This is a genomic window from Pseudoalteromonas sp. 13-15 (assembly GCF_001468205.2).
In the GTDB taxonomy this organism is placed as follows: domain Bacteria; phylum Pseudomonadota; class Gammaproteobacteria; order Enterobacterales; family Alteromonadaceae; genus Pseudoalteromonas; species Pseudoalteromonas marina.
This window is the reverse complement of sequence record NZ_CP019162.1, coordinates 2,267,325-2,292,815: the sequence shown is the minus strand read 5'-3', so window position 1 is coordinate 2,292,815 and position 25,491 is coordinate 2,267,325. Positions and strand designations below refer to the sequence as shown.

General features: G+C 40.6%; 30 protein-coding genes. 19 read left to right on the top strand and 11 right to left on the bottom strand.

Going from position 1 to position 25,491, the window contains the following annotated elements; translation table 11 throughout:
* Positions 1 to 376 precede the first annotated feature (376 nt).
* The 12 genes from rpsJ to ATS72_RS10590 all read left to right on the top strand — a co-directional run bounded on the left by rpsJ (position 377) and on the right by ATS72_RS10590 (position 6,271).
* Positions 377 to 688 carry a 30S ribosomal protein S10 gene (gene rpsJ / locus ATS72_RS10645; protein ID WP_002957900.1) on the top strand — a complete coding sequence of 104 codons (312 nt, stop codon included), beginning with the start codon at positions 377 to 379 and terminating at the stop codon, positions 686 to 688.
* A 27-nt stretch (positions 689 to 715) separates the two neighbouring features.
* Positions 716 to 1,351, top strand: coding sequence for a 50S ribosomal protein L3 (rplC, locus tag ATS72_RS10640; RefSeq protein WP_006791361.1), 636 nt, complete (start codon positions 716 to 718; stop codon positions 1,349 to 1,351).
* Positions 1,352 to 1,368: 17 nt separating this feature from the next.
* Positions 1,369 to 1,974 (top strand): 50S ribosomal protein L4, encoded by a 606-nt coding sequence (rplD, locus tag ATS72_RS10635; RefSeq protein WP_006791360.1) that lies wholly within the window; start codon positions 1,369 to 1,371, stop codon positions 1,972 to 1,974.
* Entirely contained in the window at positions 1,971 to 2,273 is a 303-nt protein-coding gene (rplW, locus tag ATS72_RS10630) for a 50S ribosomal protein L23 (protein WP_006791359.1), read from the top strand. The genes rplD and rplW overlap by 4 nt, the downstream gene beginning before the upstream one ends.
* A 15-nt stretch (positions 2,274 to 2,288) precedes the next feature.
* Entirely contained in the window at positions 2,289 to 3,113 is an 825-nt protein-coding gene (rplB, locus tag ATS72_RS10625) for a 50S ribosomal protein L2 (RefSeq protein WP_006791358.1), read from the top strand.
* A gap of 15 nt (positions 3,114 to 3,128) precedes the next feature.
* Positions 3,129 to 3,407 (top strand): 30S ribosomal protein S19, encoded by a 279-nt coding sequence (gene rpsS / locus ATS72_RS10620; RefSeq protein WP_004588689.1) that lies wholly within the window; start codon positions 3,129 to 3,131, stop codon positions 3,405 to 3,407.
* 13 nt (positions 3,408 to 3,420) lie between these two features.
* The gene (rplV, locus tag ATS72_RS10615; RefSeq protein ID WP_006791357.1) at positions 3,421 to 3,753 is read left to right on the top strand and encodes a 50S ribosomal protein L22; all 333 of its coding nucleotides are present in this window, start codon (positions 3,421 to 3,423) and stop codon (positions 3,751 to 3,753) included.
* A gap of 11 nt (positions 3,754 to 3,764) precedes the next feature.
* The gene (rpsC, locus tag ATS72_RS10610; protein WP_006791356.1) at positions 3,765 to 4,466 is read left to right on the top strand and encodes a 30S ribosomal protein S3; all 702 of its coding nucleotides are present in this window, start codon (positions 3,765 to 3,767) and stop codon (positions 4,464 to 4,466) included.
* A 12-nt stretch (positions 4,467 to 4,478) separates the two neighbouring features.
* Positions 4,479 to 4,892 carry a 50S ribosomal protein L16 gene (gene rplP / locus ATS72_RS10605; RefSeq protein ID WP_002957890.1) on the top strand — a complete coding sequence of 138 codons (414 nt, stop codon included), beginning with the start codon at positions 4,479 to 4,481 and terminating at the stop codon, positions 4,890 to 4,892.
* Complete coding sequence (gene rpmC / locus ATS72_RS10600; protein WP_004588692.1) at positions 4,892 to 5,083, top strand: 50S ribosomal protein L29; 192 nt, start codon at positions 4,892 to 4,894, stop codon at positions 5,081 to 5,083. The genes rplP and rpmC overlap by 1 nt, the downstream gene beginning before the upstream one ends.
* Positions 5,083 to 5,340, top strand: coding sequence for a 30S ribosomal protein S17 (gene rpsQ, locus ATS72_RS10595; protein ID WP_006791355.1), 258 nt, complete (start codon positions 5,083 to 5,085; stop codon positions 5,338 to 5,340). The genes rpmC and rpsQ overlap by 1 nt, the downstream gene beginning before the upstream one ends.
* Before the next feature lie 172 nt (positions 5,341 to 5,512).
* Positions 5,513 to 6,271, top strand: a complete 759-nt coding sequence (locus ATS72_RS10590; protein WP_235591629.1) for a hypothetical protein — start codon at positions 5,513 to 5,515, stop codon at positions 6,269 to 6,271.
* A 5-nt stretch (positions 6,272 to 6,276) separates the two neighbouring features.
* Here ATS72_RS10590 and ATS72_RS10585 read toward each other — a convergent pair whose 3' ends face one another.
* Complete coding sequence (locus ATS72_RS10585) at positions 6,277 to 6,822, bottom strand: helix-turn-helix domain-containing protein (RefSeq protein WP_058429972.1); 546 nt, start codon at positions 6,820 to 6,822, stop codon at positions 6,277 to 6,279.
* A gap of 185 nt (positions 6,823 to 7,007) precedes the next feature.
* Here ATS72_RS10585 and ATS72_RS10580 point away from each other — a divergent pair, with 185 nt between their 5' ends.
* Positions 7,008 to 7,472, top strand: coding sequence for a hypothetical protein (locus ATS72_RS10580; protein ID WP_006791352.1), 465 nt, complete (start codon positions 7,008 to 7,010; stop codon positions 7,470 to 7,472).
* A gap of 27 nt (positions 7,473 to 7,499) precedes the next feature.
* Here the strand turns inward: ATS72_RS10580 and ATS72_RS10575 are convergent, their stop codons facing one another.
* Positions 7,500 to 9,116 (bottom strand): endonuclease, encoded by a 1,617-nt coding sequence (locus ATS72_RS10575; protein WP_058429973.1) that lies wholly within the window; start codon positions 9,114 to 9,116, stop codon positions 7,500 to 7,502.
* 303 nt (positions 9,117 to 9,419) lie between these two features.
* On the opposite strand from ATS72_RS10575, the gene ATS72_RS10570 reads away from it, so the two are divergent.
* From ATS72_RS10570 to ATS72_RS10550, 4 genes are all read left to right on the top strand, one after another.
* Entirely contained in the window at positions 9,420 to 11,234 is a 1,815-nt protein-coding gene (locus ATS72_RS10570; RefSeq protein ID WP_058429974.1) for an assimilatory sulfite reductase (NADPH) flavoprotein subunit, read from the top strand.
* 60 nt (positions 11,235 to 11,294) lie between these two features.
* The gene (gene cysI, locus ATS72_RS10565; RefSeq protein ID WP_058429975.1) at positions 11,295 to 12,992 is read left to right on the top strand and encodes an assimilatory sulfite reductase (NADPH) hemoprotein subunit; all 1,698 of its coding nucleotides are present in this window, start codon (positions 11,295 to 11,297) and stop codon (positions 12,990 to 12,992) included.
* A 42-nt stretch (positions 12,993 to 13,034) separates the two neighbouring features.
* Positions 13,035 to 13,775, top strand: coding sequence for a phosphoadenylyl-sulfate reductase (locus tag ATS72_RS10560; RefSeq protein ID WP_006791348.1), 741 nt, complete (start codon positions 13,035 to 13,037; stop codon positions 13,773 to 13,775).
* Positions 13,776 to 13,913: 138 nt separating this feature from the next.
* Entirely contained in the window at positions 13,914 to 14,456 is a 543-nt protein-coding gene (locus tag ATS72_RS10550) for a DUF4124 domain-containing protein (protein WP_058429976.1), read from the top strand.
* Between the two features lie 3 nt (positions 14,457 to 14,459).
* On the opposite strand, the gene ATS72_RS10545 is transcribed toward ATS72_RS10550, so the two are convergent.
* From ATS72_RS10545 to ATS72_RS10530, 4 genes are all read right to left on the bottom strand, one after another.
* Positions 14,460 to 14,705 carry a hypothetical protein gene (locus ATS72_RS10545; protein WP_058429977.1) on the bottom strand — a complete coding sequence of 82 codons (246 nt, stop codon included), beginning with the start codon at positions 14,703 to 14,705 and terminating at the stop codon, positions 14,460 to 14,462.
* Between the two features lie 134 nt (positions 14,706 to 14,839).
* Positions 14,840 to 17,584 (bottom strand): aconitate hydratase AcnA, encoded by a 2,745-nt coding sequence (gene acnA / locus ATS72_RS10540; RefSeq protein WP_058429978.1) that lies wholly within the window; start codon positions 17,582 to 17,584, stop codon positions 14,840 to 14,842.
* A 200-nt stretch (positions 17,585 to 17,784) separates the two neighbouring features.
* Positions 17,785 to 18,213 (bottom strand): hypothetical protein, encoded by a 429-nt coding sequence (locus ATS72_RS10535; protein WP_058429979.1) that lies wholly within the window; start codon positions 18,211 to 18,213, stop codon positions 17,785 to 17,787.
* Between the two features lie 94 nt (positions 18,214 to 18,307).
* Positions 18,308 to 18,691 (bottom strand): RNA-binding S4 domain-containing protein, encoded by a 384-nt coding sequence (locus ATS72_RS10530; protein WP_058429980.1) that lies wholly within the window; start codon positions 18,689 to 18,691, stop codon positions 18,308 to 18,310.
* Positions 18,692 to 18,919: 228 nt separating this feature from the next.
* Between ATS72_RS10530 and ATS72_RS10525 the strand changes: the two genes are divergently transcribed.
* Together ATS72_RS10525 and ATS72_RS10520 are read left to right on the top strand one after the other, a co-directional pair.
* A complete protein-coding gene (locus tag ATS72_RS10525; RefSeq protein WP_058429981.1) occupies positions 18,920 to 19,207 on the top strand; it encodes a hypothetical protein in 288 nt (95 codons plus the stop codon).
* Between the two features lie 55 nt (positions 19,208 to 19,262).
* On the top strand, positions 19,263 to 19,928 hold the full coding sequence (locus ATS72_RS10520) for a hypothetical protein (RefSeq protein WP_058429982.1): 666 nt from the start codon (positions 19,263 to 19,265) through the stop codon (positions 19,926 to 19,928).
* 1 nt (position 19,929) lies between these two features.
* On the opposite strand, the gene ATS72_RS10515 is transcribed toward ATS72_RS10520, so the two are convergent.
* From ATS72_RS10515 to glnA, 5 genes are all read right to left on the bottom strand, one after another.
* A complete protein-coding gene (locus tag ATS72_RS10515) occupies positions 19,930 to 20,388 on the bottom strand; it encodes a cyclic nucleotide-binding domain-containing protein (protein ID WP_006791339.1) in 459 nt (152 codons plus the stop codon).
* A gap of 26 nt (positions 20,389 to 20,414) precedes the next feature.
* Positions 20,415 to 21,800 carry a nitrogen regulation protein NR(I) gene (gene ntrC / locus ATS72_RS10510; RefSeq protein WP_033018844.1) on the bottom strand — a complete coding sequence of 462 codons (1,386 nt, stop codon included), beginning with the start codon at positions 21,798 to 21,800 and terminating at the stop codon, positions 20,415 to 20,417.
* A gap of 14 nt (positions 21,801 to 21,814) precedes the next feature.
* Positions 21,815 to 22,885, bottom strand: coding sequence for a nitrogen regulation protein NR(II) (gene glnL, locus ATS72_RS10505; RefSeq protein ID WP_008127000.1), 1,071 nt, complete (start codon positions 22,883 to 22,885; stop codon positions 21,815 to 21,817).
* An 83-nt stretch (positions 22,886 to 22,968) separates the two neighbouring features.
* The gene (locus ATS72_RS10500; protein ID WP_277053767.1) at positions 22,969 to 23,490 is read right to left on the bottom strand and encodes a DUF4124 domain-containing protein; all 522 of its coding nucleotides are present in this window, start codon (positions 23,488 to 23,490) and stop codon (positions 22,969 to 22,971) included.
* Positions 23,491 to 23,604: 114 nt separating this feature from the next.
* A complete protein-coding gene (glnA, locus tag ATS72_RS10495) occupies positions 23,605 to 25,011 on the bottom strand; it encodes a glutamate--ammonia ligase (RefSeq protein WP_006791335.1) in 1,407 nt (468 codons plus the stop codon).
* Positions 25,012 to 25,491 lie beyond the last annotated feature (480 nt).

The following is a 25,491-nucleotide window of genomic DNA, read 5'->3' as shown; positions in this document are numbered from 1 at the left end:
TAGGATACCATATTATCTAAAAAATCGCTTCTTTACGAAATGAGATTAGTTAATGCAGCTATTGACCCGCATTGAAAAATTTAGTTCCAGTATAGTCACACAATATAAGCTGGCACTTATTTAGACGAATTAATCATTGATACTTTGTTTTGAATTAGTTGTTGCATTTATCACCAATACCTCTATAATACGCAGGCTTTCAAAATTCCCCCGGGAACTTGGAAGGATAAATTAAGCTTGGATTTCAAGCTAATAAACAGGAGTTCCGATTTGGAACTCAACGTAGATATAATCAAACAGCCGACATCTTAATAATTAAGATTGTTTCGGTCGTTTTTTTATGCTCTTTTAAATGCTCTTTATATTGAGGTTAAGAATGTCAAATCAACGCATTCGTATTCGCCTAAAAGCTTTTGACCACCGTTTGATTGACCAATCAACGGCAGAAATCGTGGAAACTGCGAAACGCACTGGCGCACAAGTACGTGGTCCAATCCCACTACCTACACGCTTTGAACGTTTTACTGTACTTACTTCACCGCACGTAAACAAAGATGCGCGTGATCAGTACGAAATCCGCACCCATAAACGTCTGATAGACATCGTAGAACCAACTGACAAGACTGTTGACGCGCTTATGCGTTTAGATCTTGCTGCTGGTGTTGATGTTCAAATCAGCCTGGGTTAATCGGAAGATTAGAGAGGTTTTAGGAAAATGGCATTAGGTCTAGTCGGTCGTAAAGTGGGTATGACACGAATCTTCACTGAAGATGGTGTATCTATCCCTGTGACAGTTATTGAAGCGACACCTAACCGCATTGCTCAGATCAAATCTGACGCAACAGACGGTTATAACGCGCTTCAAGTAACCGCAGGCACTAAAAAAGCAAGTCGTGTAAACAAAGCTTCAGCGGGTCACTTCGCTAAAGCTGGCGTTGAAGCGGGTCGCGGTCTGTGGGAATTCCGCCTTAACGGTGGTGAAGGCGATTTTGAAGTAGGCGCAGAGCTTACTGTTGAGTTATTCAACGAAATCAACAAGGTTGACGTAACCGGTACTTCTAAAGGTAAAGGTTTCCAAGGTGGTGTTAAGCGCTGGAATTTCAGCATGCAAGACGCTACACATGGTAACTCTCTATCTCACCGTGCTCCTGGTTCAATCGGTCAAAACCAATCACCTGGTAAGGTGTTTAAAGGTAAGAAAATGGCCGGTCATATGGGTGCTGAGCGTGTAACGACTCAAAACTTAGAACTAGTTCGCGTTGACGCTGAGCGTAACTTGCTTTTAGTGAAAGGTGCAGTACCTGGATCTATCGGCGGTGACGTTATCGTTAAACCAGCTGTTAAAGCATAAGTCCTGGAGATTTAGTGATGGAATTAGCAATCAAAGACGCTTCTGGCGCTCTTGAAGTTTCTGAAGCTACTTTTGGACGTGAGTTTAACGAAGCATTAGTACACCAAGTAGTTGTTGCTTACGCAGCAGGTGCTCGTCAAGGTACTCGTGCTCAGAAGACACGTTCTGAAGTAAGCGGTGGTGGTAAAAAACCATGGGCTCAAAAAGGTACTGGCCGTGCACGTGCTGGTACAATCCGTAGTCCAATTTGGCGTTCAGGTGGCGTTAGCTTCGCAGCTAAACCACAAGACCACAGCCAAAAAGTAAACCGTAAAATGTACCGTGGTGCGATCAAAAGCATCCTATCTGAACTAGTTCGTCAAGAGCGTTTAATCGTTGTTGAAAGTTTTGGTCTTGAAGCACCAAAAACTAAAGATCTAGTAGCTAAGCTTAAAGAGCTTGAGCTTAAAGATGTACTTATCGTGACTGAAGAAGTAGATGAAAATCTTTTCTTATCAGCACGTAACCTTTATAAGGTTGACACGCGTGATGTAGCTGGTATCGATCCTGTAAGCTTAATTGCTTTCGACAAGGTACTTATTACAGCCGCTGCTGTTAAGCAACTTGAGGAGGCGCTAGCATGATTCGTGAAGAACGTCTTTTAAAAGTGATCCTTGCTCCACACATCTCTGAAAAAAGCACAATTGCTGCTGAAGAAAACAACACGATTGTTTTCAAAGTAGTAAATGACGCAACTAAAGCTGAAATTAAAGCAGCAGTTGAGAAGCTTTTTGAAGTAGAAGTAACGGGTGTTCGCACACTTAACGTTAAGGGTAAAACAAAACGTACTGGCATGCGTTTCGGTCGTCGTAGCGACTGGAAGAAAGCTTACGTTACTCTTAAAGAAGGCAGCGAGCTAGACTTTGTCGGCGGCGCCGAGTAATAAGGGGATAGAATTATGGCACTTCAAAAGTGTAAGCCTACTTCTGCGGGTCGTCGTCACCTAGTTAAAGTGGTTAACTCTGATTTACATAAGGGTAAGCCATACGCACCACTTTTAGAGAAAAACTCTAAATCAGGTGGTCGTAATAACAATGGTCGTATTACGGTTCGTCATATCGGTGGTGGTCATAAACATCATTACCGTTTAATCGATTTTAAACGTACTAAAGATGGCATTCCAGCTACTGTTGAACGTTTAGAATACGATCCAAATCGTAGCGCAAACATCGCTCTTGTATTATATGCAGACGGTGAGCGTCGTTACATTATCGCACCTAAAGGCTTAAAAGCTGGTGATGCAATCCAGTCTGGTGTTGATGCACCAATCAAAGCTGGTAATGCACTACCAATGCGTAATATGCCTGTAGGTTCGACTGTTCACAACGTAGAATTAAAACCAGGTAAAGGTGCACAAATCGCACGTTCTGCTGGTGCTTACGTTCAAATTCTTGCACGTGATGGTCAGTATGTAACATTACGTCTTCGTTCAGGCGAAGTACGTAAAGTTGAAGCTGATTGTCGTGCTACACTTGGTGAAGTTGGCAATGCTGAGCATATGCTTCGTTCACTTGGTAAAGCAGGTGCAAACCGCTGGCGTGGTATTCGTCCGACAGTTCGTGGTGTTGCCATGAACCCGGTTGATCACCCACACGGTGGTGGTGAAGGTCGTACTTCTGGTGGTCGTCATCCTGTGTCTCCATGGGGTAAGCCGACTAAGGGTGCGAAGACGCGTAAGAACAAGCGTACGGATAAATTTATAGTACGTCGTCGTACTAAGTAATATTGAGGAATAGCCATGCCACGCTCTCTCAAGAAGGGTCCTTTTATAGACCTACACTTGCTGAAGAAGGTAGAGAAAGCTTTGGAAAGCGGTGAGAAAAAGCCAATTAAAACTTGGAGCCGTCGTTCAATGATCATACCTAACATGATCGGATTGACCATTGCTGTCCATAATGGTCGCCAGCACGTACCAGTTTTCGTTTCTGACGAAATGATCGGTCACAAACTAGGTGAATTTGCACCAACTCGCACTTACCGTGGCCATGCTGCGGATAAGAAAGCGAAGAAACGTTAAGAGGGGAAGATAAATGCAAGCATTAGCTAAACATAAATTCGCCTCTGGTTCGGCGCAAAAAGCACGTCTAGTTGCAGATCAGATCCGCGGGTTACCTGTCGATCGCGCACTAGAAATCCTGGCGTACAGCCCGAAAAAAGCGGCTGTATTAGTTAAGAAAGTACTTGAGTCTGCTATTGCTAACGCAGAGCATAACGAAGGTGCTGACATTGATGAGCTTCGTGTAACTACGATCTTTGTGGACGATGGTCCTACAATGAAACGTATTATGCCTCGTGCTAAAGGACGCGCAGACCGCATCCTTAAGCGTACAAGCCATATCACTGTTATGGTTTCAGATAGCTAGGAGTATAAGTAATGGGACAAAAAGTTCATCCTACTGGTATTCGCCTAGGTATATCTAAACCTTGGGTTTCTACCTGGTACGCGAGTTCTAAAGATTTCTCTGATCAGCTTTTTGGCGATCACAAAGTTCGTGCATTCCTTACAAAGGAATTAAAAACAGCTTCTGTGTCTAAAATCGTTATTGAGCGTCCAGCAAAATCAATCCGCGTAACAATCCACACGGCTCGTCCGGGTGTTGTTATCGGTAAAAAAGGCGAAGACGTAGAAAAATTACGTCAAGCAGTAACTAAAATCGCTGGTGTACCTGCTCAGATTAATATCTCTGAAGTACGTAAGCCAGAACTTGATGCACAACTAGTAGCAGACGGCATTGCCTCTCAACTAGAGCGTCGTGTTATGTTCCGTCGCGCTATGAAGCGTTCGGTACAAAATGCAATGCGCATCGGTTCAAAAGGGATTAAAGTTGAAGTTAGCGGTCGTCTTGGCGGCGCAGAAATCGCACGTTCAGAATGGTATCGTGAAGGTCGTGTACCTCTACATACTCTTCGTGCTGATATCGACTACGCAACTTCTGAAGCCTTAACCACTTATGGTATCATTGGTGTTAAAGTTTGGATCTTCAAAGGCGAAGTTATTGGTGGTTTACCACTAGTACAAGAGCAAGAGAAGCCAGCTAAACGCGCACCAAAGAAAGCCAAGAAAAGTGCTAAGTAGAGGTAGCGAGTAATGTTACAGCCAAAACGTACAAAATTCCGTAAAATGCACAAAGGCCGCAACCGCGGTTTAGCGCAAAACGGTAACAAAGTAAGCTTCGGTACTTTCGGATTGAAAGCTACTGGCCGTGGCCGCATGACTGCTCGTCAAATCGAAGCAGCTCGTCGTGCTATGACGCGTCACGTGAAACGTCAAGGTAAAATCTGGATCCGTGTCTTCCCTGACAAACCGATTACAGAAAAACCTCTTGAAGTTCGTATGGGTAAAGGTAAAGGTTCTGTTGAATATTGGGTTGCTGAAATTCAGCCTGGTAAAGTACTTTACGAAATGGAAGGTGTTTCTGAAGAGCTTGCTCGTGAAGCATTCGACCTTGCAGCTCGTAAACTGCCATTCAAAACAACTTTCGTAACTCGGACGGTAATGTGATGAAAGCAAGCGAACTAAAAGACAAAAGCGTAGAAGAGCTTAATGCTGAACTTCTAGGACTTCTTCGTGAGCAGTTTAACCTGCGCATGCAAGCAAGCACTGGTCAGTTAGCTCAGACACACACGCTAAGAACAGTACGTCGCGATATCGCGCGTGTAAAAACAATTATTAACCAGAAGGCAGGTCAATAATGAGCGATAAAATTCGTACTCTTCAAGGCCGTGTAGTTAGCGACAAGATGGAAAAATCTTTCACTATCGCAATCGCACGTTACGTGAAGCACCCAATCTATGGGAAATTCATTAAACGTACAACTAAGCTACACGTACATGACGAAAACAACACAGCAAAAGCGGGTGACGTAGTTACTATCCGTGAATGTGCACCAATTTCTAAGAATAAATCTTGGACTTTAGTAGACGTTGTTTCTAGTCCAAAACAAGCTTAATTTTTAATTAAGTTAGTTTTGTAAAAAAGCCCCGGCATTAGCTGGGGCTTTTTGTATTTAGTACCGCAGTAAAGTAACTTATTGATAATTTTTAGACCGACAATACACCTTTTTAAATGAACTAAACCTGCCCAGTTATACTCATAAAGTAAGCTGTTCACAGGGAGTTGATGTGTTGAAAGGTAACTATAAAGCGTGGGGTATATCAATTGGTTTACATATTGTTGTTATTTATTTGGTTTCGAGGCAAACGGTTGAGATAGCACAACCATACGCAGGCAAAGTGATAAAAGCGTATGTAATGGTGGACCTTACAACATTACCCAGTAATACAAAAAGTAAACAGCCGAATGCTTCACTCCCTGAAAATGATACCGAGCTTGATGCAAGTGAGTTAACACCTAAGCCGCTTAAAGGGCGTGACTTTGAGAACGCTCAGCAATTAAAATTAAACTTACCAGAGAATGCCACTGAGACAAGTAAAAGCATTGCCATAAGCACTGATAGAAAAAAGCATAATGTAAATAAAGCCGCGATTGAGCCTATAAAAAATAAGGTTAATTCAAAAGCTCAGCAGCCATTTAAAAAAATTGATCCGTACGCATCAATAACTCCGTTTTCAATTTCCAGTAATGCTATTGTATCCTTTGATTTCCCGCAGATAGCAACTTTGCCAAAGAGCAAAAATCACAAGCACATAACGGTTCCAATTGAGCATTCTAGTGATTTAAAGTCAGCGGTTTTGTGGCAAAGCGCAGATGGTAGTCAGCGGGTGGAAATGTACAAAGGTATGTGCTACAAGATTGATTTTAATGGTGTTATGGGTAAAGTAGGCTTACCAACAGGATCGCCAAGGCCATGCAAAGATAACGATCGTATTTTATATAATAAAATAATGGATAAGTGGAACGCTAAAAAGCCCATTAAGTAGTGTGTTTAAACTTTATTTAGAGGCTTAATTAATAAATGCTTTTTAGAAAAAGCGGCAACGACAACGGATAGCAAAATACAAAGCGTGGAGCCTACAATTAAAAAGCGGTTTTCAATCCGGCTAACTTGTCTCTCACCTAAAATTTGGTAAATAACATCACCTTCAATATATCGCTCGCCTTGGTAGTGCTGACTGACGTTGAACGCTACAAAATCGCCTAATTTGGCCTGATAAGTAAAGTAAGTCTCTGGGTAGAAAATTTCATAGGTTGCGCATAACCACATTACGAGACCAGTAATAAGCATAATTAAACTTACAAACAGCCTTTTTTTAATCTGTGTGCTTTGTAATGTTTTTGTTGGTAAATACTTATCTAAACATGTTTTGCCATAGCAAAGTTCGAGCTTTTCAATTACCTCAGCGGACGGAATAAATTGTCCATTTTCAAGCTTAGATAAGTAAGATTGTTGAATACCAATCTCGCGTGCAGCAAATGCTTGCGTCCATTTTTTATTTGCTCTTAATTGCTTTAGTTCAATTCCTAGCGACAAGTTTCTTCCTTACCTTGTTTAATGCTCATCTATTTATTATCGCTAAAAATGGTGTGTTTAAATAGCCCAATAAGCAATATTCATTACTATGAATTAAAAGAATATTATGAATATTAATAAGTTAAGTTTTAATAGGTGATAAATTGGTTATGCTAGGCAGACTAAATAATAAAGGAGTATAACGAATGAAAATGTACTTTTATAAAGCGGTAATGGGGATTACTTTTGGGTTTTTATCCTCAGCGTGTATTGCAGAGCCAGTATTTGCGATTAAAGCCACTATTTACAAGCTAGAGAGTAAAATAACAATAGATAGCAAAATAGATGAAACATTAAAAAATTTACAACCGATTCACCAACCTCAGTTATTAGCTAACTTAAATAAAAGCGCATTAATAGAAATAGGTGACGGTGAACAGCTAACAGCACTTGAGGTAAAAACAAATGAACAAGGAAGTTTTTATAATGCGAGCATGAAGCTCAAAGAAAAAGTAGATAGCGATTGGCAGTCTATTACGTCTTTCATGCCTAATATTCCCAATGGGCAAACTGTATATTTTAGCCGCACATTTACAGACAGCGTATGGGTGATTAAATTAACGGGAAAGCGCTATGAGTCTATTGCACTTGGTCAGGCGAGTTTTAAATAGCCTCAGCCTTGGCTGAGGCTATATTTTCTACCAAATCATTTCTACAAATTCAGGGTAGTCGATAAACGGATTACGGTTACCTTGAAATTCAAATGCGGCTTGGTTTCGATCTATTTCCATTTGGCTAACAGGGTCTGCGTTATGCCAGTTGATTAACATGGCAACAACCCAGCTTTCAAATACCTGCGTACTAGTGCCGTTAAGAACGGCATTACTTGCAGTGGTATTATTTTGCCACGCCCCAATCACATTTTCATAGCGTGTAGCCATGTAAAAATAGGCACGGGCAAAGTCACCTTTAAACTCATCAATGGGTTCAAACACTGTGCCCGTGTAATTAATGGCACTACTTGCAGAACCTAACTTACTGCCATTGGTTGATGTAAACGTGGCGCTTGCCACTTCACCAAACGGAAAGTTGCTGCGTTTAGAGTTTACATAGCCATCGGTTGCATAAATATGATGAACATCTGAGTTCATAGGCTCATTAGTACCGCCAAACCAACTTTTAGGGAACGAATGTTCGCGGTTGTAACAACCACCTTCGCCACTGTAATTGCCACATTGATCGCTAACGGCTGTGTATGTGTAGCTATCGTTGCCATTTGGCTTTTCACTGTACATATCTAAAATACTATTATCGTTTTCAAAGTATGTATCGCGAGCCGATGAATCATAAAAGTTCCATATTGCAGAGTACCCCTGCGAACTATGATTATTAATGATGTTATAAAGCTCAGTTTTTAATGCGTAACCGGTTAGGCCTTGTGTTGTAACATAATAACCTGTTGGTGTTGTGGGGGTACCACCAGAGCCACCGCCAAGCGAAAATGAAGTACTTTCAGCGTTGCTGAAGCTTGCGCCACTTGCCAGGGTTGAACCACCACTAGTGAGTGCATAATTACCACTACCAAAACTACAACAGATACCATCACCGTAGCTGTCGTTAATAGTAAAGGTATAGGCGCCATCAGCTAAACACAGTGCTTCGTTATATTGTGTATTAGACGCATAGCCACTTCCGCTTGCAACTGTATTACCTTGGTTATTATTAATAGCCCAGCTTGTTTCGCTACCATAATTATCTGTCGTCAAACTAAAAGAGAGGCTATTGCCCGAGCAACTCCCAGAGCTACTGTCGTTACTTGTAGGTAAAAAGTTATCTACATAGACAAGTTCATTGCCATCAAAGCCACTGACATCATAAAAGCGTAGGCCAACATTAATGGTTTTATTGCTACTTGCTGTATAGCTATGGCTAATTGTTTGCCATTGATTAGTTTGCGTATTATTGGAGTAGCCTTGGTAACCATCTACGAATAAACGGGCTTTAACTTTTCCTTCTGTGTGGTAAACATCAGTTGAAAACGCATAGGTTTTTCCTGCTTCTACCGTTATTTGTTGTAATAAATCGGTGTTAGCCTGAGAGCCTGTGGTTACATTAACTGCTGCTGCACTATTACCTGTTTTAACAATATTTGTTGAGCGCGATAGGCTAATACCGCTATCTATTGTGCTCCACGCGTCAGGTGTATTGCCTGACCATTGCTCAAAACTGCCATTTTCTACATTTGCCATTACCGGAAGTGTGCCAAGTAATAAGGCTGTTCCGAATAGTTTATTTTTATATGTCCCGTGTGACATGATTGTTCCTATTTTTATAATGAGTGAATAATATACATTACTTTGTTTAGGTTACAAAATTGTTAATTTAAAATTTAATAAAAAGCAATAATCGCTCTTTAATCTGTTTTTTTAGGTGTTTTTTAAAATTAATAACTAAATGGAATATCAAAGCAGATTCTATTCTTTTTTGATAAGTCGATAGCCCGTTATCCTGCACAGTAAGAAAACCTCAGCAAACTTATATCGGCTGAGGAAAAACTCATTTTTAACAATACACGGTGTGTGTTGTGCTTAATTTTCAGGGTTATGGGGAATCGATTCATGTTGTTAGGTCAACTAAATGCTGCGGCAAGCCCGCTATCGCAAGAGCAAGTTCAAAAGCTGCAAGGTTTAGTGGCTGAGCTTAATCCAATACAACAAGCGTGGGTAAGTGGTTACTTAGCAGCTAATGCAAATGCTTCAGCACTTGGTATGCCTACGGCTGGCACATCAGTAACGGGCGATGCAGCAGTATTAACTATTTTATATGGCTCACAAACGGGTAATGCAAAAGGTGTTGCAACCCAAATGAAAGATCAAGCTGAATCGCGTGGTTTATCAGCCAAATTAGTGAGTATGTCTGATTACAAACCAACGGCCCTGAAAAAAGAAAAGTTTTTAACCGTTGTTGTATCGACTTACGGTGAAGGTGAACCGCCTGAAGATGGCGAAACGTTGCACGCATTTTTAGCCACTAAAAAGGCCCCTAAACTCGACGGTGTTAAAATAGCTGTCATTGGTCTAGGTGATTCTAGCTATGAGTTTTTCTGCCAAACAGCAAAAGATTTTGAAGAGCGTTTAAATAAGTTAGGCGCTGAGTCAGTTTACCAACGCGCTGATTTAGATGTTGACTACGAAGAAGAAGCTGCAACATGGATACAAGGCGCACTGGATGCATTTGAACCAGATTTAAAAGCGCAACAGGGTAACGCAGGTGGACAAGCCGCGGTTATGCCATTTGGTGCACCAACACCTGCAGCCAGCCAGTACACAAAGCAAAATCCATTTGAAGCCGAATTATTAGCCGTTCAAAAAATTACCGGGCGTGATTCAACAAAAGATGTACGCCATGTAGAAATTTCGCTCGAAGGCTCTGATATCACTTACACACCGGGTGACTCACTGGGTGTATATTTTTTAAATGATGAGGCGTTAGTTGATGAAGTGCTAGAACTTACCCAAATTGATGGTTCTGGTCGCGTTAAAGTTGCGAATGAAGAATTGAGCGTGCGCGATGCGCTTATCGAAAAATTAGAGCTAACGCAGTCATATCCGGGTTTTGTTGAAAAATACGCAACAGCAACAGGCACGCCTGAGCTACTTAAGCTAGTTGAAGATAAAGCTGCAATGCGTGCTTACATTGAGCCACGCCAAATATTTGATGTTATTCGTCAAAATCCAGCAAAACTAGATGCACAAACATTAGTTGACTGCTTACGTAAGCTTCAGGCTCGTTTATATTCTATAGCGTCTAGCCAAAGCGAAGTTGAAGACGAAGTGCATTTAACGGTTGGACTTGTTGAGTTTGATACTTTTGACAGCGAGCACTTAGGTGGTTGTTCTGGTTATTTAGCGCGTCGTGCTGAAGAGGGCTGCAAAGTAAAAGTATTTAGCGAACATAATGACAACTTCCGTTTACCGGCTAACGATGAAACACCTATTATCATGGTGGGTCCAGGTACTGGTATTGCGCCATTCCGTGCATTTTTACAAGAGCGTGATTCGCGTGAAGCACAAGGTAAAAACTGGTTGTTTTTTGGTAACCCACACTTTACTCAAGACTTTTTATACCAAGTAGAAATTCAGGGGTATTTAAAATCGGGCTTATTGAGCAAAGTCGATGTGGCATTTAGCCGTGACCAAGCCGAAAAAATCTATGTACAAGATAAGCTTCGCAAAAACTCAAAAGACATTTTTGAGTGGTTAGAAGCTGGCGCTCACTTTTATGTATGTGGAGACGCAAACCGCATGGCAAAAGATGTACATCAAGCATTGGTTGATATCATTAAAGAAAATACGGGTAAAAATGATGAAGACGCAGAGCAATATTTAAAAGACCTGCGTAGCGCAAACCGCTATCAGAAAGACGTGTATTAATCACGTTTCTTATTTTATTAACAGCTAACAGCCGTCACTGTAACAAATTTAGGATTTAAAATGAGCGAACAAGATAAAAACGTAAAGCTTTCTGATAACGAGCGTTTGAAAAGAGAAAGTAACTTTTTACGAGGCACTATAGAGCAAGACTTAAAAGATGAAATTACCGGTGGTTTTACAGCCGATAACTTCCAACTTATACGTTTTCACGGTATGTATCAGCAAGATGACCGCGATATACGCCCAGAGCGTGCAAAGCAAAAGTTAGAACCGCTGCATAACGTAATGCTACGTGCGCGTATGCCTGGCGGTATTATTAAGCCAGAGCAGTGGTTAGCAATCGATAAGTTTGCTGATGATAAAACCAGCTACGGCAGCATTCGTTTAACTACGCGTCAAACGTTTCAGTTCCATGGTGTTTTAAAGCCAAATATTAAAGGCATGCACCAAATGCTAAATAGCGTGGGCATTGACTCTATTGCTACCGCAGGTGATGTAAACCGTAATGTGCTGTGTACTACTAACCCTGTTGAGTCTGAGCTACACCAAGAAGCGTATGAGTGGGCTGCAAAAATTTCAGAACATTTATTACCAAAAACAAAAGCGTATGCTGAAATTTGGTTAAACGGCGAAAAAGCAGAAACGACAGAAGAACCTATTTTAGGGTCTAACTATTTACCACGTAAGTTTAAAACAACCGTCACTATTCCGCCTAATAATGAAGTAGACGTTCATGCGAATGACTTGAACTTTGTTGCTATTGCTGAAGACGGCAAGCTTGTTGGCTTTAACGTACTTGTAGGTGGTGGCCTTGCTATGACCCACGGTGATACGGCTACGTATCCGCGTAAAGCTGACGACTTTGGTTTTATCGCGCTAGAAGACACCTTAAAAATTGCTGAGCACGTTGTATCAGTGCAGCGCGATTGGGGTAACCGCTCTAACCGTAAAAATGCAAAAACTAAATACACACTAGATCGTGTTGGGTCAGACGTATTTAAAGCAGAAGTAGAAAAACGCGCGGGTGTAAACTTTGCACCTAGCCGCCCATATGAATTTACTCATCGAGGCGACCGTATTGGTTGGGTAGAAGGCATTGATAGTAAGCACCACCTTACGCTATTTATTCAAAGCGGCCGTATTTTAGATTACCCAGATAAGCCACTTAAAACAGGGTGTCGTAAAATTGCAGAAGTGCACCAAGGTGACATGCGTATGACGGCAAACCAAAATTTAATTATTGCCGGTGTACCTGCAGATCAAAAAGCAGTGATTGAAGAAATTGCTCGTAACCATGGTTTGATTGACGACGGTGACACAGAGCAACGTAAAAACTCAATGGCGTGTGTGGCATTACCTACATGCCCGCTTGCAATGGCCGAAGCTGAGCGTTACTTACCAAGCTTAATTGAAAAAACTGAAGCTTTACTCGCTAAACACGGAATACCAGACGATAGCATTATTATGCGCGTTGTAGGTTGTCCTAATGGTTGTGGTCGCGCAATGCTTGCAGAAGCAGGGCTGGTAGGTAAAGGGCCTGGTAAATACAACGTTTACTTAGGCGGTAATTTAGAAGGTACACGTATTCCTAAATTGTACCTTGAAAACGTAGGTGAAGATGTTTACCTAGAGGCGTTTGATAAGCTAATTGGCCAGTGGGCAAGTGAGCGAAACGACGGTGAATGTTTTGGTGACTTTGTAATTCGCAAAGGCATTGTTGCTGAAGTAAAAGTATCAGTAACCGATTTTCACGCATAATTTGATACCAGCGCTTGGCGCTGGTGAGGCTTGGAATTTTCCATGAGTGAATTTAAAAATATATTACAGCTAGATAAACAAAGCCAAGCGGCTATGTTAGCTGATGCTAATGGTGTATTAGCAAATATGAGCGCAGAGCAACGTGTTGCGTGGGCGCTTGAAAATTTACCCGATACCGCGTTTCTATCGTCAAGCTTTGGGATTCAAGCTGCGGTGATGTTGCATTTAATGACAACCCAACGCCCAGACATTCCTGTTGTATTAACAGACACCGGTTATTTGTTCCCTGAGACGTACCAGTTTATTGAGCAAATGAGCGAGCGTTTGTCACTTAATTTAAAAGTGTACAAGGCGCAGCTGAGCCCAGCATGGCAAGAAGCTAAGTTTGGAAAGTTATGGGAGCAAGGTGAGGACGGTATTAAGCAATATAATCAGCTTAATAAAGTTGAGCCAATGACTCGCGCTTTAAAAGAAATTGAAGCGGGTACCTGGTTTAGTGGTTTACGTCGCGATCAATCTTCTACCCGTGCAGATAAGCAGTTTGTAGAAATAAGCCGTGGCACGGTAAAAGTGTACCCGATTATTGAATGGTCAAACCGCGATGTATATCAATATCTAACTAAGCACGATTTACCTTACCACCCATTATGGGAGCAAGGGTATGTATCAATGGGCGATGTACACACTACGCGCAAACTAGAGCCGGGCATGACTGAAGAAGAAACGCGCTTTTTTGGTTTAAACCGTGAATGCGGTCTTCATATGGATGGTGATGGTATTTAGTACCTTAACGCTTTATTTAACCGCAATTAAACGCAGCTTAGGCTGCGTTTTTTATTATCTAAATTTAGATAATAAAATTGCCAGTGAGTGCTTTATTCACTAATATTATATTAAAGGAACAAACAAAGCAGGAACGCTATGAAATACTTTACCTATTTAGCAATATCAGTGATGGTAATTGCTGTCATATCATTATTTTATTTAAAAAAGCCAGACGGCCAACCTTGGCTTTCAGGTTCAACTATCAGCAAAGAAACCCAGCAAATTAAAGAGCAAATGGTTGCGTTATCAACCAATACGCTAAATCATGCTGTAAAAGGCATTCACGAGGCTGGCGATAAAGTGACGAGTAGCATTTCAAGCGATAGCTCAACGGTTACGTCTTCAAGTACTATTTATAAGTGGCAAGATGAAACAGGCCAATGGCATTATTCAGATAGCCCTAACCCTCATGGTAAAAGCATAGAGTTAACCCTCAACCCTGAGGATATAACTGTGATTGGTGCAGAAGATACCTCTATTTTAAACTTAGAGTCTAGTGCTAATGAGATGTCAGCTAATACGCAAACCCCTTCAATATTAAATCCTGAATCGATTAAAAAGCTGTTTGAAGATGCAGAAAACATCGAAAAAAAATTAGAAAAACGTAACAAAGAAATTAATAATTTAAGTGTACTTTAAGCGCTATTCATGAGTATTAGAGCGGGTATAACGTTTTTCAGCTTCCATTAGTAAAATGGTTAAATATATTTTGGTGGGTAGTGACAATAGTATACTCACAGCGATGCAAGCTGCGGATGCAATAATGCCGTTAATACCAAATTGCTCATTAAACCCATTAGATATGATAAGTGTATGGCCTGTAACTATAAGGCATAGGCCAAGTACAATAGATGTTTTAAGTACTCTAATAATAGTTACATGCGACATAATGCCTCCACTGGTTATGGTGCCAGTGTAATAGGCTATGTGTTTTGTATATTGATACAGCGCAATAATAAGGCAGTTATAAAAAAGGCCTCATGGTTGTAACCATAAGGCCTATGAGTTATTCACTACGCAGCTTAGTTAAGCATGTTACGCAGTACATATTGTAAAATACCGCCATGCTTGTAGTAATCCCACTCTTTAGGAGTATCAATACGTACATCGGCTTTTACGCTTGTTTTTTTGCCTTCGGCATTGGTTGCTATCAGTGTAATCTCGTCGGTTTTATCGTAAAGGCCTTGAATATCAAACTCTTCTTGGCCAGTCAAACCATGCGACTCATAGCTTTCACCCTCTTTAAATTGTAATGGCAGTACACCCATTCCAATTAAGTTAGAGCGGTGAATACGTTCATAGCTTTGTGCAAAAACAGCTTTCACACCTAGCAACAATGAACCTTTTGCAGCCCAATCGCGTGATGAGCCAGTACCATATTCTTTTCCGGCTAAAATAATAAGCGGTGTATCATTTTTTTGATACGCCATAGCCGCATCGTAAATACTTTCTAAGCTATTGTTTGGTTGCGTGCGTGTTACACCGCCTTCTGTACCCGGTGCTAACAAGTTTTTAAGTCGTACGTTAGCAAAGGTGCCACGCATCATTACTTCATGGTTACCTCGGCGAGAGCCGTAAGAATTAAACTGTGCTTTTTCTACATTGTGCTCTTGTAGGTAAAGACCAGCAGGAGCATCCGCTTTAATTGCGCCTGCAGGAGAGATGTGATCGGTTGTTACCGAGTCTCCTAGCTTGGCTAAACAGCGAGCCCCTTCAATGGTAGGAATACCCGGTGGCTCTACGGTCATGCCATCAAAAAATGGTGCTTTTTTAATGTAGGTAGATGCGTCGTTCCAATCATACAACTTACCATCAGGTATTTGAATTTGTTGCCAGCGGCTATCGCCTTCATAAACATTGGCGTAGCTTGTTGCAAACATCTCTTTGGTAACCGTTTCTTTTACTAAGTCGCTAACCTCTTTCACACTTGGCCAAATGTTTTTAAGGTAAATATCGTTACCGTTTTCATCTTGTGCAAGGGGCTCGTTATAAACATCTATGTCTGTTCTACCTGCAATTGCGTAGGCAACAACCAAAGGAGGAGAAGCTAAAAAGTTCATTTTAACATCTTGGTGTATACGCCCTTCAAAATTACGATTGCCCGATAAGATAGAGCTGACTACCAACTTGTGTTTTTGAATAGCTTGTGAGATTTCATCAGCCAGCGGTCCTGAGTTGCCTATACACGTAGTACATCCGTAACCGACTAAATTAAAACCTAGGCTTTCTAGGTCGTCCATTAACCCCGCTTTTTCTAAGTAGTCGGTAACTACTTTTGAGCCAGGTGCCAGTGATGTTTTAACCCAAGGTTTAACGTTAATACCTAGTTGTTTTGCTTTTTTAGCCACAAGGCCTGCTGCTAAAATAACACTTGGATTAGACGTGTTGGTACAGCTTGTTATAGCTGCAATAACGCATGCACCGTCGTTAAGTTCAAACTCTTGGCCTTTATAGTTAACTTTTGCCGCCCCCATAAATTGTGCTTCGTTTACAGGTTCATCAGGGTTGGTTGTGGGGCCTTCGCTTTCGATACGCGATTGCTCGTCATCACTTTTATCGCGATGTGCTATACGCTCTTCTTGAAAACCTTTTAGGTGCTGAGAGATTTCCTCGCCGGCTTTGTTAAGCGCTATTCTATCTTGTGGGCGTTTTGGGCCTGCAAGGCTTGGTACAACATCATCGAGCTTTAGTTCCAGGGTATCGGTATAGCGAGCTTCGTCGCCATCGTTACGCCACAAGCCTTGGTGTTTTGCATAATCTTCAATAAGCTTTAGTTGGTCTTCATCACGGTTGGTAAGACGTAAATAATTAATCGTTTCGTCATCAATTGGAAAAATACCACACGTAGCACCATATTCAGGTGCCATGTTAGCAATGGTTGCTCTATCGGCAAGGGGGAGATCTGCAAGGCCATCGCCATAAAATTCTACAAATTTACCCACCACGCCGTGGTTACGCAAAATTTCAGTTACCGTGAGCACTAAATCAGTTGCTGTTGTGCCTTCTGGTAATCGGCCATTAAGTTTCATGCCAACTACCTGTGGAATCAGTAAGCTAATTGGCTGGCCAAGCATTGCAGCTTCAGCCTCAATGCCGCCTACACCCCAGCCAAGTACGCCTAAGCCATTAATCATGGTTGTGTGCGAGTCAGTGCCAACCAGAGTATCGGGGTAGGCAAACTTTTTACCATTGCTATCTTCGTTAAAAATAACGCGAGCCAGGTATTCTAAATTAACTTGGTGAACAATGCCGGTTGCGGGTGGTACCACTTTTAAATTATCAAATGCCGTTTGGCCCCAGCGTAAAAATTCGTATCGTTCTTTGTTGCGGTCGTATTCAAGTTTCGCATTTAAATCAAAGGCACCATCATTTCCATAGCCGTCAACTTGTACTGAATGGTCTATCACCAACTCAGCAGGCGAAAGCGGATTTATTTTTGCAGGATCTCCGCCGAGCTTTTCCATTGCATCTCGCATTGCAGCTAAATCAACAATGGCAGGTACGCCAGTAAAATCTTGCATTACTACTCGTGCAGGGGTAAATGCAACTTCAGATGATGGTTTTGCTTTTGGGTCCCAATTTAATAGCGCATTAATGTCTTGTTCTTTGATGTTTTCGCCGTCTTCGTTGCGCAGCAAATTTTCTAGCAAGACTTTTAAGGAGAAGGGGAGTCGTTTTGCTTTGTCGCCAAGCCCTTTCAGAGAATGAATATTATATTGCTCACCATTAATTGTGAGCTCATGTTGGGTATCGAAACTATTTTTCATTATTTTGCCCCTTCTTAACTAATTAAATTTTTTGAAAAGTAACCTCTGTAATTACGCAGTTGCAAAGTGCATACCATGATAAACGAGTATTAAATAGCTGCTCTTATGAGCAGCTGTAATAGGAAGTAAGATGTTAAATTATGAGTTCAATAAACCATATATGACAACGAAAAAGCACGTTGTTCAGCTCGCCTATTCAGTTAGTTTAGCCAGCCTTGTTGTTTCCCTTTTATACTTAAATAAATAAGCGCTAAGGCAATAAAAACTACCATAAGTGGCATTACAACCGAGCTTATTCCTAGCAAGGCAATGCTATCAATTATAAAAAAGTTGTAGTATTGCTGTATAATTATCGCGCCGAGCGATAAAGCAAAAGTAGGTGTTGCAAGCGATTTCTTAGCAAGTAAAAAAATGCAGCCTAAAGCACCACCAAAAACGGCAACGGCGAAAGCAATGGTGGCCCATATTGGGGTGTTTGAATATGCAGCTTGTTGATCTAATGGTAGTTTACTGATCATATCTGGGCTTGTCATTATGTGCATAATGAATGCTATAACGCCCAATAAATTCCATATAAGAGCAGCCCAAGCGACAGGTTTAAACCAGTTTTTAGGTGTGTGAGATGACATGTGTAACCTTATTTTTTATTATTATTAACAAGGTTATTAAAGAGTAAAAAAGCCAACTATACAAGTTGGCTTTTTTATAATGCGATTTGTAAGCTTACCCAAATGAAATAGGACGACGCCCTGTTTTTTCATCGACCTTTGGCTTTTTAGTGCGCTTACGTTTACTTTTTGCTGGTTGGCTTTCAGGCGGTGTAATGTTTTGTTTCGATTCAACCGGTGTTTGTTCACTTGGTCTTTGTGCTGGTGTTGCATCTTCACTCAGGGAGAGTTGAAAAAGCTCGCCATCAAATTCCAGTACATCACCACTGTATAATTTTTTCCGCTTTATTGTACAAATTTCATGGTTAACACCCACATAGCCTTCGGCGATTAGGTTTTTAGCTTGGCCGCCACCTTCAACTAAATTAAGTACTTTTAATAATTTACAGAGCTCTATCGGCTCTTCTTCTAGTTCGATTTCTATGTATTCTTCGTTCATTGTTACTCTCGGTGGAGGCTTGCATAGGCTGTAGTATAAAGGCATAGGGCCAATTATGCACCAAACCAAATCACTCAAATTTACGTATTAGTTATTTTTTAAAAAATGACTCACTTTAAAAAAACTGAAGTATTTATTAGTTAAGCTCCGGCGAGTCATGTTTGTAAGTGGCTTACTAATTGCTATAGCTGTGTCGAATTTAGAATACATAGAATCATGGAGTAAAAAATGGGCGTAAGATTAGCAATGAGAAAAGAGCTAATGGGCTTAAATCATTCAGACATGTTAACTGCCGATGACGTTAGGGAACACCTTAGTAAATCAATAAAAAAGCACGACCAAAAACCTGAACACGGGTTTTCGGTTATTTCAAAATTTAACGATACACACAGCCAGTTACTTAGTGGCAACACTAACAAAAAAAGCGTTTTGGAATTTGAACGTCACCGCTTATTCAAAGAAGTGTTATATACGCGTAAAAGTGTAGATGCTTGGTTAGATAACCAAATAAATTAAGTTGCGATAAAGCAATACCTCTAATAGACTACAAGTGTAATCAACTGAGGTGACTATGAAAAAAGGACTTTTAATTTGTGTATTGGCATGTATGTTAGTTGCATGCCAGCAACCCACCGTTTATGTTTTTAGTGAAAACTTGCAAGATGAACAACGTAACCAGCTCGATGCGGCGTTAAAGGCACAAATTCTTCCCTATGAATATGTAACGTTAGAAATCCCATCAGATTTTGGTGAAGCTACATTGCTTTTATCAAGCGATAAAATTTATTCCAAAGAGACAGAACAGCTTGCGTCCATAATGCAAGCGCTCGGGTATGAGCCACACGTTAATTATACAAGTCGCTCAAACCATTTTTATGGTGATGGCAATATAGGTTTTTATTTAAAAAATACGGCTGCAAATGCTGCTTTTGTAATGCCTAAACAGCTACGAACAACTCAATGCAGTGAAGATAAGTACAATGATTTAATCGTTACCTTTACCAAAGAATACGCAGATTTTACTCTACCCAGTGGTGCAGTTGTGAGGTTGGGTTGGGAGTTTTTATATGGTTACGTTGTCATTTATTACAAAAATTATTCGCAAACTTATAGTCACTCGCAGCCACTTATAAATACGCCCTTTGGCGATAAACCATCAGATACTTACACGTTTACAGCCCATGTTAATAATCCTAGCTGGCTCGATTGCTCATTGCAGGTTGTTTATATGGACTGAGCTAACCGTGATTTTCTATATAGTCACTGAGCTTGGTTATTCGTTCACTCATACCTTCAATAATGCGGTCTTTAATTTTTTCTCGAATAACATTGGGTAACTGAGTGAGTGCTTCGGGAGTGATGGCAAGGACAATGGTGTCGGTTTTAGCGCGAGCACTTGTACTGCGCTCTCTGTTATTTATAAATGCGCCTTCACCTATAAATTCGCCAGGCTCTATTGTGCCCAGTTCAAGTAAGTGATTATGCTTAAATACTAAAAGTGCGCCGCTAAGTACAATATACAATCGTTTATCGTTATCGAACTGTTTAAACAAAAATTGGTGCTGGCCAACTAAATACAATAGGCCATATGATTCTAATAAAATTTGACGCTCGTTAAGCGTAAATTCCTTAAAAAAATGTAGCCTGTTAATTATTTCCATTTGTTTGAACAATGGAATGTGTTCGATTAATTTCATTCGATATCAAAATTTAATGCACATTGTTAGCTAATATTGCGCTCTTTTAATTTTCGGGTCAATGTATTGCGACCCCAGCCTATTTTTATGGCGGCATCTTGTTTGTGGCCCGAACAATTAGCAAGTGCTGTTTTAATTAAGCGTGTTTCTAATTGTGCCTGTATGTCTGGCCAAATATTTTCTTTACCTTGTTTTAGTTCATTATTAAGCCATTGCTGAAAAGCATCCAGCCAATCACCTTCTTCTTGTATTGGTGTTACTTCAATAATTTCAGGGGGCAAATCTTGCTCTGTAACAAGCTCGCCTGGTGCCATAACCGTTAACCAACGACAGGTGTTTTCAAGTTGGCGAACATTGCCTGGCCAGTTAAATAAACGAAGTTGCTCGGTGGCTTTAGGGCTCAATACTTTGCTTTCTACTTGCAGATCTTTAGCGCTTTTATGTAAAAAGTGTTGCGCTAAGCGTTCAATATCTTCGGTGCGTTCACGTAAAGCAGGTAAACGAAGGCGTACTACATTTAAGCGATGGAATAAATCGTCCCTAAACTTACCTTGTTTAACTAAGTCTTCTAAGTTTTGATGTGTTGCGGCAATAATGCGTACATCAACTTTTATACTTTGATGACCACCAACACGGTAAAATTCTCCGTCGGCAAGTACGCGAAGTAAGCGTGTTTGCACATCTAAAGGCATATCGCCAATTTCATCTAAAAATAAAGTGCCGCCATTGGCTTGTTCAAATCGACCTTTTCGCACGGTATCGGCACCGGTGAACGCGCCTTTTTCATGGCCAAACAGCTCAGACTCAACTAATTCTTTAGGTATAGCAGCCATATTAAGGGCAATAAATTGGTTTTCTTTACGCGGGCTGTGATTATGAAGTGCACTTGCAACGAGTTCTTTACCCGTGCCCGATTCTCCATTAATCAAAACACTCATGCTAGATGCTGAAAGTTTACCTATTGCTCTAAAGACCTCTTGCATAGCGGGTGCTTCACCAATGATGTGAGCACTTTTAGGAGGCGCTTGCTTACGTTTGGTTTTTTTTGTGGAATTTGCTCTAAATGCGCTTTCAACAAGTGCAACGGCTTCATTTAAATCGAATGGTTTAGCTAAGTACTCAAATGCCCCTTTTTGAAAGGCGTTCACTGCTGAATCTAGGTCTGAGTGCGCAGTCATTATTATTACTGGCAAGCCAGGGTTTTGTTCTGCGATGAGTTCAAGTAGGGCCATGCCATCCATACCGGGCATTTTCACATCCGATACTAAAACAGTTGGTTGACTAAACTTCAATGCATTAAGTACATCTTGCGCGTTGGCAAAGCTTTCTACATTAAAACCAGAGCGTTCAAGTGCTTTTTCAAGTACAAAACGAATTGATGCATCATCATCTACAAGCCAAACTGTTTTCATGGCAACTCCAAACATTAATCTGCAAAGGGCAGATAGATATTAAATTCAGTATGTCCAGGCCAGCTATCACATTCAATATAGCCATCGTGCTGATCAATGAGCGTCTGTGCAATCGAGAGTCCAAGCCCTGAGCCACCTTCTTTGTTGGTGATCATAGGGTAGAACAAGGTTTCACGTATGCTGTGATCTATGCCTGGTCCGTTATCAGATATTTGGATCAACAAGGCTTTTTTAGGTGCCTTACCTGGACGACGGTGTTGATGATTAATACGCGTTTTTATTTTTATCTCACCACCCTCAGTAAGCGCCTGCTGAGCATTACGAACAATATTTAAAACCACTTGTTGTATTTTACTCTGATCAATAAACACATTAGGGATACTAGGATCGTAATCTTTTTTCAATTCGATATTTGAACAATTATCGAGTGTGCTTAACTTCACTACCGACTCTAACGCTTGGTGTATATTAACGTAAGATTTCTGTGGCAGTTGATTAGGCCCTAAAAGTCTATCTACTAGTTCACGTAATCTGTCTGCTTGCTCAATGATGAGCTCAGCGCATTGATTTCTTTCTTGCTGATCAACCTCATATTGCAATAATTGCGCCGCTCCGCGAATTCCACCTAAAGGATTTTTAATTTCGTGTGCCAAGCCTCTTATTAAGTTACGTGCTGCTTGGTATTGATGCATTTGATTTGAAGCTTGATCGTGCTTTATTTCATCGTCCGTTTGACGACATTCTAATAAAATATACGCAGTACCTTTAAAGTTAATTCGCCTTGAATTAACACTTACTTTGGCATGGCGAGAATCGCTAAAGACTACGTCAGCTCTGTGTTGTTGGCAATCAACGCCATCAATTAATGAAAACTGCGCGATGCGTTTTAAGTCAATTGAATGGTAATTAAAAAGGGTATCAAAGGGCTGTTCGAGTAAGCGTTTAGTGGCAAGCCCAAGTAACTCACTGGTACTGGTATTGGCATAAAAAACGGTAAAATTTTTATCGAGAAGCATAACTGCCGTTGTTTGATTTTGCCATATGGCATCAAGCAGTTCGGGGCTAAAATTTTTGTTATTAATCATGTTTGCACCATTTTAGTGCGCAGGTGTTTACAGGCCAGGTTTTATCTTAAATGAGCTGCTGCGCCTAAGTATTAAGTTTCGCTTTAATTGCTATGGATTTTGCCTTTTCTGCGCATATTAAATATACGTGGCTCGCTCACAGCGATAATTTGGTTTTTCTCGTTAAACAGTCTTAGTTGAAGCATATGTTCACCGGCTTCAACATCAGCAATTGCAAATACTGAGTTATTTATTGCAGGGCCGTTTGCTTCTCCATTAACAAGCAATTGAATGGTATAGCCTGCTTTAAAGCTCGGCATTACGCGGCTGGTGACGTATATTGTGCCGGTATTTTCATGAATGGTTTGATTGTGCTCAGGTGACGTAATGGCAATACCAAACCCTGTTTTTTTAGTATGGGATTGGCTGCTGAGAGTCGCTATATCTTTAGCGGGCATAGTTAAGCTTTGGCTAGAGAGTTTTACCTCTGTAGCACCTTTACGCGGTGTATCTGAAAACACTAAAACGCCGTTTTGATCTTTCCAAGCGTAAATCCTTTTTTCACCCGCATAACCATAATTACTTAATCCTAAAGTAATCATTAGCAATAAAATCTTACTATTCACACTGCTACCCTGCAATTTTTATGATTGCTTAACTTTAGTGGAGTTTGATTTAATTTACCATTAAAAAAGCCCGCTAAGCGGGCTTGAGAACACACATTCTTTTACAGTGTCACATTAACAGCTGTAGTACATTTCGAACTCAACTGGGTGAGTTGTCATGTTAAGTTTTTCAACTTCTTGACCTTTAAGTGCAATGTAAGCATCGATTAGGTCGTCAGTGAAAACACCACCTTGAGTTAAGAACTCGCGGTCAGCACTTAATGCATCTAGTGCTTCACCAAGTGAAGATGCAACTTGTGGAATTTCTGCTGCTTCTTCTGCTGGTAAGTCGTATAAATCTTTATCCATTGCATCGCCAGGGTGGATCTTGTTTTTGATACCGTCAAGGCCAGCCATAAGCATTGCTGAGAAAGCAAGGTATGGGTTAGCTGTTGGATCTGGGAAGCGTACTTCGATACGACGACCTTTCGCAGATGGTACCACTGGAATACGGATTGAAGCAGAACGGTTACGTGCAGAGTATGCAAGCATTACAGGTGCTTCAAAGCCTGGTACTAAACGTTTGTAAGAGTTAGTTGATGCGTTAGCAAATGCGTTAATAGCTTTAGCATGCTTGATAATACCGCCAATGTAATAAAGCGCTTCTTCAGAAAGACCGCCGTATTTATCGCCAGCAAACAAGTTAACACCGTCTTTAGCTAAAGACTGGTGACAGTGCATACCAGAACCGTTATCACCAACAATTGGCTTAGGCATGAATGTAGCTGTTTTTCCGTATAAATGAGCCATGTTATGAATAACATATTTCATTTCTTGGATTTCATCTGCTTTTAAAACCATACTGTTAAAACGCGTAGCGATTTCGTTTTGGCCTGCTGTTGCTACTTCGTGGTGATGTGCTTCTACTACTTGACCTAGTTCTTCAAGTACTAAACAGGTAGCTGAACGCCAATCTTGTGAAGAATCAACAGGTGAACAAGGGAAGTAACCGCCTTTAACACCTGGACGGTGACCAGTGTTACCGCCTTCATAATCTTTATCTGAGTTCCATGCTGCTTCTACAGCGTCAACTTTGTACATTGAACCAGACATGTCTGATTTGTATTTAACATCGTCAAAAAGGAAGAACTCTGGCTCTGGGCCAAATAATACAGTATCAGCGATACCTGTAGAGCGCATGTAATCTTCAGCACGTTTTGCAACAGAACGTGGATCACGCTCGTAGCCTTGAAGTGTAGAAGGCTCTACAACGTCACAACGTACGATTAATGTTGTTTCTTCAGTGAAAGGGTCAAGTTTTACTGATTCAGCAACAGGCATTAAAACCATATCTGATTCGTTTATGCCTTTCCAACCAGCAATTGAAGAACCGTCGAACATTTTACCGTCTTCGAAAAAATCTTCATCAACTTGGTGATGAGGAATAGATACATGTTGCTCTTTACCCTTTGTATCAGTAAAGCGTAAATCAATGAACTTAACGTCATTTTCTTTAATAAAATCTAAAACCGATTGTGACATGTGTCCTCCAACTATTGGGTTTTATTATTGCTGCATAATTGCTTTGGGATTTATTAAGCTGATTTTGTGCCATTTTTATAACTCTATGTTTATAGGTTAAAAAAACTTAGTTGCTACAATGTGGGGCATAAAATAGCACCACTATGGTGCAGTTAAATTCCACTTTGGTGCAGGCTATGTGCACTACAATTTGTTGTTAATTTAATCGCTCGAAATCAGCATAACCTAAATGTAAAAGAGTGCCAAAAATATCGTGTAAATAGTGTAAACTGCATTTTTGAAAAAATAATGACAATTTATTTCATATAATTGTCATATATAAAACAGATACTTAGTAAAAGTATTGAGAAAGTTTTGAAAATTGTATTGGATAAACTTTCATCCATGTCATTAATGAGGGATAATATGCGCCCTTTTAAATCCTATGCTTGGACATCTCGTGAAAACGCAGATGAGTGCGTAGATCTTGCAGGATCATTG

What these genes read in the sequence shown, in the direction of transcription:
- rpsQ (WP_006791355.1), top strand. Translation starts at nt 5,083, where the DNA reads ATGAGCGATAAAATTCGTACTCTTCAAGGCCGTGTAGTTAGCGACAAG.
- rpmC (WP_004588692.1), top strand. Translation starts at nt 4,892, where the DNA reads ATGAAAGCAAGCGAACTAAAAGACAAAAGCGTAGAAGAGCTTAATGCT.
- ATS72_RS10575 (WP_058429973.1), bottom strand. Translation starts at nt 9,116, where the DNA reads ATGTCACACGGGACATATAAAAATAAACTATTCGGAACAGCCTTATTA.
- ATS72_RS10530 (WP_058429980.1), bottom strand. Translation starts at nt 18,691, where the DNA reads ATGAACGAAGAATACATAGAAATCGAACTAGAAGAAGAGCCGATAGAG.
- cysI (WP_058429975.1), top strand. Translation starts at nt 11,295, where the DNA reads ATGAGCGAACAAGATAAAAACGTAAAGCTTTCTGATAACGAGCGTTTG.
- rplV (WP_006791357.1), top strand. Translation starts at nt 3,421, where the DNA reads ATGCAAGCATTAGCTAAACATAAATTCGCCTCTGGTTCGGCGCAAAAA.
- ATS72_RS10515 (WP_006791339.1), bottom strand. Translation starts at nt 20,388, where the DNA reads ATGAAATTAATCGAACACATTCCATTGTTCAAACAAATGGAAATAATT.
- ATS72_RS10550 (WP_058429976.1), top strand. Translation starts at nt 13,914, where the DNA reads ATGAAATACTTTACCTATTTAGCAATATCAGTGATGGTAATTGCTGTC.
- glnA (WP_006791335.1), bottom strand. Translation starts at nt 25,011, where the DNA reads ATGTCACAATCGGTTTTAGATTTTATTAAAGAAAATGACGTTAAGTTC.
- rplP (WP_002957890.1), top strand. Translation starts at nt 4,479, where the DNA reads ATGTTACAGCCAAAACGTACAAAATTCCGTAAAATGCACAAAGGCCGC.
- glnL (WP_008127000.1), bottom strand. Translation starts at nt 22,885, where the DNA reads ATGATTAATAACAAAAATTTTAGCCCCGAACTGCTTGATGCCATATGG.
- ATS72_RS10520 (WP_058429982.1), top strand. Translation starts at nt 19,263, where the DNA reads ATGAAAAAAGGACTTTTAATTTGTGTATTGGCATGTATGTTAGTTGCA.
- ATS72_RS10560 (WP_006791348.1), top strand. Translation starts at nt 13,035, where the DNA reads ATGAGTGAATTTAAAAATATATTACAGCTAGATAAACAAAGCCAAGCG.
- ATS72_RS10570 (WP_058429974.1), top strand. Translation starts at nt 9,420, where the DNA reads ATGTTGTTAGGTCAACTAAATGCTGCGGCAAGCCCGCTATCGCAAGAG.
- acnA (WP_058429978.1), bottom strand. Translation starts at nt 17,584, where the DNA reads ATGAAAAATAGTTTCGATACCCAACATGAGCTCACAATTAATGGTGAG.
- ntrC (WP_033018844.1), bottom strand. Translation starts at nt 21,800, where the DNA reads ATGAAAACAGTTTGGCTTGTAGATGATGATGCATCAATTCGTTTTGTA.
- ATS72_RS10535 (WP_058429979.1), bottom strand. Translation starts at nt 18,213, where the DNA reads ATGTCATCTCACACACCTAAAAACTGGTTTAAACCTGTCGCTTGGGCT.
- rplB (WP_006791358.1), top strand. Translation starts at nt 2,289, where the DNA reads ATGGCACTTCAAAAGTGTAAGCCTACTTCTGCGGGTCGTCGTCACCTA.
- rplC (WP_006791361.1), top strand. Translation starts at nt 716, where the DNA reads ATGGCATTAGGTCTAGTCGGTCGTAAAGTGGGTATGACACGAATCTTC.
- ATS72_RS10580 (WP_006791352.1), top strand. Translation starts at nt 7,008, where the DNA reads ATGAAAATGTACTTTTATAAAGCGGTAATGGGGATTACTTTTGGGTTT.
- rplW (WP_006791359.1), top strand. Translation starts at nt 1,971, where the DNA reads ATGATTCGTGAAGAACGTCTTTTAAAAGTGATCCTTGCTCCACACATC.
- rpsC (WP_006791356.1), top strand. Translation starts at nt 3,765, where the DNA reads ATGGGACAAAAAGTTCATCCTACTGGTATTCGCCTAGGTATATCTAAA.
- rplD (WP_006791360.1), top strand. Translation starts at nt 1,369, where the DNA reads ATGGAATTAGCAATCAAAGACGCTTCTGGCGCTCTTGAAGTTTCTGAA.
- rpsJ (WP_002957900.1), top strand. Translation starts at nt 377, where the DNA reads ATGTCAAATCAACGCATTCGTATTCGCCTAAAAGCTTTTGACCACCGT.
- rpsS (WP_004588689.1), top strand. Translation starts at nt 3,129, where the DNA reads ATGCCACGCTCTCTCAAGAAGGGTCCTTTTATAGACCTACACTTGCTG.
- ATS72_RS10545 (WP_058429977.1), bottom strand. Translation starts at nt 14,705, where the DNA reads ATGTCGCATGTAACTATTATTAGAGTACTTAAAACATCTATTGTACTT.
- ATS72_RS10525 (WP_058429981.1), top strand. Translation starts at nt 18,920, where the DNA reads ATGGGCGTAAGATTAGCAATGAGAAAAGAGCTAATGGGCTTAAATCAT.